Origin of the sequence: Flavobacterium sp., from assembly GCF_043778725.1 — a bacterium.
Lineage (GTDB): Bacteria > Bacteroidota > Bacteroidia > Flavobacteriales > Flavobacteriaceae > Flavobacterium.
In genome coordinates, this window is sequence record NZ_JAYWFT010000121.1 from 20,324 (window position 1) to 28,076 (window position 7,753).

Annotated in this window: 7 protein-coding genes; 4 read left to right on the plus strand and 3 right to left on the minus strand. The window is 30.2% G+C overall.

What is annotated here, in order from left to right:
- Positions 1-8 precede the first annotated feature (8 nt).
- Together ACH2CG_RS11565 and ACH2CG_RS11570 are read left to right on the plus strand one after the other, a co-directional pair.
- Entirely contained in the window at positions 9-2,825 is a 2,817-nt protein-coding gene (locus ACH2CG_RS11565; protein ID WP_395065325.1) for a hypothetical protein, read from the plus strand.
- Entirely contained in the window at positions 2,822-4,189 is a 1,368-nt protein-coding gene (locus ACH2CG_RS11570; protein WP_395065327.1) for a T9SS type A sorting domain-containing protein, read from the plus strand. The genes ACH2CG_RS11565 and ACH2CG_RS11570 overlap by 4 nt, the downstream gene beginning before the upstream one ends.
- A 58-nt stretch (positions 4,190-4,247) precedes the next feature.
- Here the strand turns inward: ACH2CG_RS11570 and ACH2CG_RS11575 are convergent, their stop codons facing one another.
- A complete protein-coding gene (locus tag ACH2CG_RS11575) occupies positions 4,248-5,327 on the minus strand; it encodes a serine hydrolase domain-containing protein (protein ID WP_395065329.1) in 1,080 nt (359 codons plus the stop codon).
- Between the two features lie 103 nt (positions 5,328-5,430).
- On the opposite strand from ACH2CG_RS11575, the gene ACH2CG_RS11580 reads away from it, so the two are divergent.
- Positions 5,431-5,850: a hypothetical protein gene (locus ACH2CG_RS11580; RefSeq protein WP_395065331.1), complete on the plus strand. Its 420-nt coding sequence runs from the start codon at positions 5,431-5,433 to the stop codon at positions 5,848-5,850.
- 22 nt (positions 5,851-5,872) lie between these two features.
- Positions 5,873-6,169, plus strand: coding sequence for a DUF721 domain-containing protein (locus ACH2CG_RS11585; protein WP_395065333.1), 297 nt, complete (start codon positions 5,873-5,875; stop codon positions 6,167-6,169).
- 85 nt (positions 6,170-6,254) lie between these two features.
- Here the strand turns inward: ACH2CG_RS11585 and ACH2CG_RS11590 are convergent, their stop codons facing one another.
- The gene (locus ACH2CG_RS11590; protein WP_395065335.1) at positions 6,255-6,674 is read right to left on the minus strand and encodes a nucleoside-diphosphate kinase; all 420 of its coding nucleotides are present in this window, start codon (positions 6,672-6,674) and stop codon (positions 6,255-6,257) included.
- 189 nt (positions 6,675-6,863) lie between these two features.
- Positions 6,864-7,753, minus strand: an 890-nt coding sequence (gene bshC, locus ACH2CG_RS11595) for a bacillithiol biosynthesis BshC (RefSeq protein WP_395065337.1), incomplete at its 5' end; no start/stop codon positions are given.

Below are 7,753 nucleotides of genomic sequence, written 5' to 3' on the forward strand. Positions count from 1 at the left end.
TTTAATTTATGAAACTTTTCTATGTTTTAATTAACTACCAACAACTATTAAAAATAACAATTGCTATTTTGTTTGTTTTGATTTTTAATTTATTTATCAATCCAATATATTCTCAAGAAGTCAATAGCAAAGAGCTTTTGCCAAAATGGAATAAGCCAGTTATTTTTGATAGATTTGGTAAAAAGTACGAACTAAAAGATATTGATCTAAATCTTAAAAGAGATTTACAAGAGGAAGATATCTTATCTACTCATGTATTTTCTTGTAACAACAGTATAATACCTGATTTAAGTAATTACATACTAAATGCTAACCCAAATGGAGTGTTTTCTGGAAATGGTGTGGTAAATACTAACGGTGTATTTTCGTTTAATCCTGCAATTGCAGGAATTGGAAGTCATGTTATAGAATATCTTGTTAATAGTACAATTGGCTGTCCATCATACATAATAAAAAGAGAAATTGAGGTAACATCAGTTTGTCCAAAACCATTTATTTCTCAAACCTATGCTAAAGGTACTGAAAGTACCTACATTGAAATAAAAAACCCTAGCACTACAGAAACTATATTTGCAGGAACTTATTTTGCTGTGCTTTATGATGGAGTTAATACTGGTGGAATGCCAACAAGTAGTTTTGATATAGGAATATTATTACCAGGTGAAGTAAAAGTATTTCAAACGCCAAATGCATCGGTACCTAACTATGCTGCAATAGGATTAAATCTATTTCCTATAGATTTTACTTTTGACGGACAAAGCGATGTTCTTGTTTTGTCAACCTCAAATGGAATTACAGCCTTTAATGACCGAATTGATTTAGTTGGCACAGATGGCACAGATTGGTGTTTAGATAAATCTTTAGTTAGAAGTAATTGTGCCGTACAATACCCAAGAATTGATGCTTTCGACCTTGAAGATTGGGTTGAATTTACATTAGACGAAATAGAAAATGAGTATGGTGAAAATTCCAAAACCAATGCCGTTTTAGGAAGACATAATGACGACACTTTAACTTGGAATACCAGCTGGACTGATGGAAGCACAGACGAAAGTAACCCAGATCGTTCTCGCCGTATCAATATAGCTAACAATTATAATACTTCTTTAGATGGTGGAAGTTTTGAAGCATGTTCTCTAACCGTTTTAGACAACCAAATACTAAAAATTACTGCAAATGATTACGTAAGTTCAGAAGGATTTGTAAATGTACAAGACAATGCGGTTATCAATGTTGAAAACAACGGTTCATTAGTTCAAGTAAAAGACCAGTTTCAAGGCACAGTAGGAACTGATTTAATTACTCGTGGTACTAACAGCCAAATTAACATTTCTAGAACTACAGTTGGACTTGATGCCTATACCGATTATGTGTATTGGTCAACACCATTGGCAAACTTGCCTATAAACAACAATACTAATACAGCAAATAATTTATTTCCTTCGCCACCATTTAATAGTTCTCGTTTTTATGGTTTTGAAAATGCCAATTTTCAAGACATTCCTAATTGGTTTAATGGTGCATCAAGTACATCACCTTATGCCAATGGCTATGATGACAACCTTGATGATTATTTTATACTTACTCCAACCCAACGAGCACAACAACTCAACGCTGGTTTGGGTTATATTACTTGGCCACCAAGCGCTTGTGGTACAAATTGTAATTATACAATTACTTTTAGCGGCACACCTAATAATGGTGAAATCACTGTGCCTGTTTATCACAACGCACCAAGTAATACTTACACCAATTTAGTAGGTAACCCATACCCAAGTGCAATAAATTTAGACAGATTTTTCGAGGTAAATGCTGGGTTGATTGATCCAGTTGCATTTGTTTGGGGAAGGTCTTTAATTACTGATGATACGCCAATTTCGGGTAACCCTGGACCTTATCCATTAAGTTATAATGAAGACAGTTATCTGATTTATAACCCCACTATGATAATTGTTCCAAATTCTTTTGGCAATGCAGCTTTTGATGACCCACTAGGTGATGGTATTAGTGATAGTGGTGATTTGTCATCCTGTCAATCCTTTTTTGTACAAACAACAACTGCATCTGGAAACCTTATTTTTAACAACAGTATAAGAACCAAAGTAGCGAACAATAACTTTGCGAAAAATTCTAATCATCAATCAGTTGAAAAAGATAATAAACTTTGGTTGAATTTGAAAAATGATAAAGCATCTTCCCAGTTAGGTATTGCCTTTTTAGAAAAAGGACATAATGAATATAATTCTAAAGAAGATGTGAAAAACATAGTTGGTAGAAGCTTAAGTTTTTATACAAAATCAACTCTTGAAGATTTAATTATTGATACTCAAAGTAATTTTAATGTAGATAATACAATTCCATTAGGAGTGACTTGTCTAAAAGATTCTAATCAAGAACTTTCAATTTCTATTGAGAAAGTTACAGGAGATTTAAAGAATAAGACTATTTATTTAGAAGATAAATTATTAAAAATAATTGCAGATATAACACAGAAACCTTACACATTTCAATCAGACTTAAAATTTATTGATGATAGATTTGTATTAAAATTTAATAATTTAAAATCATCTAATGAAGTATCTAAAAATGAAGTTAATATTATTTTCAACAATAGTTACCTTGAAATTATTTCGGCAACAAAAAAAATTAAAAAAATAGTATTAAATGACATATACACGCAATCTTTCAATTCAACTGAAATTGAGCAATTAGAAAATTTAAATTGTAATAACATCTCTGTTTGTATAGATGAAAAATATAAAATTATTTCAGTAAAAGTTATCCTTGAAGATGGAAACGTAATAACCAAAAAAATGATAAAATGAAAAATATAAAATTAACGTTACTTTTATTTTTATTATTTTCAATTAAAATTGAGGCTCAATGTTGGTCAAAAATTAATTGTGGAAGTTCACACACTGTTGCAATTAGATTAGATGGGAGTTTATGGGGTTGGGGTGATAATAGTGTTGGTCAAATAGGATCAATAAATTGCATCAATAATCAGTGTTTGAATCAAACTATAATTGAGAATGTTAATTTATATTTAGATATTAATTCTGGTAGTGGTCATACAATATTACTAAAAAATGACAATACATTATGGTCGTTAGGAGGAAATAGTTTTGGGAAGTTAGGATTAGGTTTGATTGAGACAAGTAATGTTAATGCACCAACTCAAATTGGAACTTCCAATGATTGGAATACTATTTCATCAACTAGTACACATGTATTAGGTTTAAAGTTAAATGGAACATTATGGGCATGGGGAAATAACACTTATGGTCAATTAGGAGATGGTTCAACTATGAATAAAAACATTCCTGTTCAAATTGGATTTGATACTAATTGGCAAAAAATTAGGAGCGGATACTCGCACTCTCTTGCAATCAAAAACGATGGAACATTATGGGTATGGGGAAGAAATAATTCTGGTCAACTTGGAGATAATAGTTTGATTGACAAAAATTTTCCTATTCAAATTGGATCTTCAAATGATTGGGTTAATGTTTATGCGGGTTATGAATTTTCAATAGCTTTAAAAAATGATGGGTCTATTTGGTCGTGGGGTAATAATCAAGTTGGTCAACTTGGTGATGGTACATTTATTAATAAACAAGTTCCTACACAAATTGGTAGCAATAATGATTGGCAAAGTTTAGATTCTGATTATGGACACACTTTAGCTATTAAAAATGATGGGTCATTATGGAGCTGGGGATGGAATAACGGCTATAGATTGGGTGATGGTTCAACAATTAATAGAAATTCACCAATACAGATTGGAAATTCTTTAAGTTGGGCTAAAATTTCTGCAGGCGCTGGATATTCAATGGCTATTACAAATGATAATTTACTATATGTTTGGGGTATTAATAATGTTGGTCAACTTGGAGATGGTACAAATTCAATTATTCAAATTCCTACGCAATTATTGTGTGCTCCACTTAGTTTAAACGAATTTAATAAACCCAAAATTACAATCTACCCCAATCCAACAAAAGACATTCTAAATATAACATCTACCACAGCTCTTCAAAAAACAATAATTTACAATTTATTGGGTGCCAAAGTATATGAGCAACTATATAATGAAACTATTGATGTGAGTAGTTTGTCTATTGGTATGTATATATTGCAAGTTTTTAGTGAGGATGGCGTTTTTAATAGTAAGTTTGTAAAAGAGTAAAAATATGATTCAATTTAATATGTAAGAAATATAAAAATAAGATTTAAAAATAAGCGCGCTATTGATATAACGCGCTTATTTTTTGCCAAAGAACATCATCAAAATCGGATAAAGCTAAATTTACATTATCAGCAGCATCACCCATTCGGATAACTACCATTTTCTTACTTGGTATAACATATATCTTTTGATCATTTTTCCCTAAAGCCATAAACATATCGGTTGGACCACTCGGAATTATACTTCCAGGTATTTGTAATTGACTTTGTGGTAAGTGATAACTTGATTTACCATTTAACCACCATAAATATCCATAGGATTGATTTATAGTTTGTGAAGTATTCGTTGCTGTAGTAAAATAGGATTCATTTACCACTTGATTGCCATTCCATCTACCTTTGTTTAATTCCATCAATCCAAATCGCGCCATGTTTCTCGTAGTACTCCAATAAACACTCAGTCCATCACCATTATTTATCCAACTTCCACCAGTCATTCCAAGTTTATCTCTCAATTTAGTATTGAAATAATTTGTCCATGTCTGTCCAGTTGCTTGCGCTACAACATCTTGAAGTTTTACATAAACATTGTGATAAGCCCATCGTGTATTTGCATCGGCTACATATTGAAGGTTTGAAGGAGAAACATCATCACCCAATGCATCATTTAGTCCAGATGTCATCGTTAAAAGATTTTTGCAAGTAATTAAATTTTCTTTTGCAAGAGGAGCACTTGTCCAGCCTGTTCCCAAATAGTCAGAAACCTTGTTGTTTATATTCAATAAACCTTCTTGTTCTGCAATACCGGTAACAGTAGATGTTAATGTTTTTCCTGCACTTGCCCAATACCAAGGTGTAGTTGAAGTATGTCCATTAAAATAATTTTCCATCACAATTCTACCATTTACTAAAATAATGAATGATTTGGAATGTTTTAAATTTAGGTAATCCAATAATGGCTGAACGGCAGTTTGATTCCAACCTAAGTCCGAAATTGACTTAGTATCCCAAGTTGAACTTCCATCACTTGGTGGAAAATACATTGCTTCATTCGGAGTTACTTGATTTTCAGAACTATTGTCAGAACTGCAACCAAAACTAATGACAGATAAAATAAGTAAAGTAAAAATTTTTTTCATAACGGTCGATTTTCAAATAAGACTTGGAATAAATAAAAAGGTTTAATCAAAAATACTTTTTTATTCTTTGAAATAAATTGTAATTTTATATTTTATTTTAAATATGAAAAAAACAATCACATTTTTACTTTTCGGATTACTATTAGTTTCTTGCAAACAATCAATATCTGACAAAGATATTACCAAAATTAACGGCTATTGGGAAATAGAAAAAGTCATTTTAAAGGATGGCAACAAGAAGGATTACAAAGTAAACGAAACAATAGACTTCTTTGAAATGAAAGATAAAAAAGGCTTTCGCCAAAAGGTAATGCCTCAATTTGACGGAACTTATTTAACAAACAATATAAAAGAAAACATCACTCTTTCTTCTAAAGGTGGTGATTATTTTATTAATTATTCTACCAAATATGGTAAATGGAAAGAAGAAATTCTCGAAATTAAAGATTCTGTTTTAGTTTTAAAAAATAATGACAATCTTGAGTACCATTATAAAAGACAAATTCCTTTTTCATTAAAATAATACTGAATTCAATTTTATAAACATGGCAAAACGATTAAGTAACGAAAGTTCAATTTCAGAAGTTTTACAACAATTTATTCAGGTTAATAAGCTTGAAGCAGGAATGGATAAAATTGATGTAGAACAAGCTTGGAAAAATATTATGGGAAACGGCGTTAACAGTTATACTCAAGAAGTGATTCTAAGAGGAAGTACTTTGTATGTCAAACTAACATCGGCTGTTTTGCGTGAAGAATTAAGTTATGGAAAACAAAAAATAATGGTAATGCTCAATGAAGAACTACGAAAAGATGTAGTTAAAGATTTAATTTTGAGATAAAAAAAATCTCGCTTCAACTTAAGAAACGAGATTTTTATATTTTTTACAATCAACTCAACTGCCAATTGCTATAGTAAACTAAGTACTAAAACTGCTCTCTACCAGAGAAGTGGAAAGCGCCTTCAATAGCAGCATTCTCATCAGAATCTGAACCATGAACTGCATTTTCGCCTATAGAAGTTGCATATTTCTTACGAATAGTTCCTTCGGCAGCATCTGCAGGATTTGTAGCACCAATTAAAGTTCTAAAATCTTCAATTGCATTTTCTTTTTCTAGAATTGCTGCAACTATTGGTCCACGTGACATAAATTCTACTAATTCACCATAAAATGGTCTTGCAGCGTGAACAGCATAAAACGCCTTTGCATCGGCAACTGTTAATTGTGTTAATTTTAAAGAAATGATTTTAAATCCTCCTTCAGTAATCATGTTTAATATTCCGCCAATGTGTCCGTTTTCAACACCATCGGGTTTAATCATTGTAAATGTTCTATTTGTAGCCATTTTTTTTGTTTTATTTTTTTTATTTGGGTGCAAAAGTAGTGTTAATTTTTTAAATTTATATTGTTTATTAGTTTATTAATTATAAGTTAAAGTATGTATTTTTATGGTTATGTAAATTCTAATAGACATTGTTTTTTAAATTGTAAAGGATTTAAAAATTAAGGATATTTAAAAAAAAAATTCATAAAGCTAAAGTACAATAACTGCAAACTCTTGTTTTAATGGGTTTAATTTTTCTAATAATTTAGTAATTAAAACTTCTCCAAACTCTAAATAAAATTCACTAAAATTAGCTTTTCGCTCTTGTAAACTTTGGTTAGGAAATAATTCATTTTGAAGCAATAATATACGTTCCAACTCATCTGCATGAACTCTTTTCTCTGCTTTCAACAATCTTTTTTCTAGATTTTCTAATCCTTTTATTTGTTTAGTTTCTTGAGCTTTTACTGCACCAGCAAATGATTTATCTGTTTTATTAGCAATGGTATATAAGTTTTCAAATTGTTTTTTTAAAAACTCTTTTTGTTCTGTAAAATCAATTTTAAATTTTGAAAAACTTTCTGTTTTTTTATCAAATAATTCTTGTTGATTCGTAAATAAATTGAACCAATTTAATCCCAATTTTTCTGCTTTTTCATCTTGCTTTTTTGTAGCCAATAAAACAGAGTTACGAAGTAAAAGAATAGGAAATGTGACGTTGTTAGCCTCGAAATTGGATTTTAATTCTAGCCAATAAGCAATTTCTCCGCCACCACCAATATAACATAAATTAGGTAAAATTACTTCTTCATACAATGGTCTCAAGATTACATTTGGACTAAATTTTTCAGGATGATTTTCAAGTTCTTTTATAATTTCAGATTGTGAGAATTCAATTTTAGTAGCATTAACTTTAAAAATTCCATTTTCTAATACAATTCGTTCTCTAAGTTTATCTTCTATGTAAAACAAGTTTATTTCTCTAGGATTTACTTGAATTTTATACTCTTTTAAATGGGTATTAGTTTCGTTAACTTTCTTAAAAGAAGTTTGATTTGTGAGTTCCTCTTTGGCATAAGGAATGAAAAGCTTTTTTAATG

Bases quoted from the DNA above. Each gene is read 5' to 3' on its own strand.
- ACH2CG_RS11565 (WP_395065325.1), top strand. From the start codon at position 9: ATGAAACTTTTCTATGTTTTAATTAACTACCAACAACTATTAAAAATA.
- ACH2CG_RS11570 (WP_395065327.1), top strand. From the start codon at position 2,822: ATGAAAAATATAAAATTAACGTTACTTTTATTTTTATTATTTTCAATT.
- ACH2CG_RS11575 (WP_395065329.1), bottom strand. From the start codon at position 5,327: ATGAAAAAAATTTTTACTTTACTTATTTTATCTGTCATTAGTTTTGGT.
- ACH2CG_RS11580 (WP_395065331.1), top strand. From the start codon at position 5,431: ATGAAAAAAACAATCACATTTTTACTTTTCGGATTACTATTAGTTTCT.
- ACH2CG_RS11585 (WP_395065333.1), top strand. From the start codon at position 5,873: ATGGCAAAACGATTAAGTAACGAAAGTTCAATTTCAGAAGTTTTACAA.
- ACH2CG_RS11590 (WP_395065335.1), bottom strand. From the start codon at position 6,674: ATGGCTACAAATAGAACATTTACAATGATTAAACCCGATGGTGTTGAA.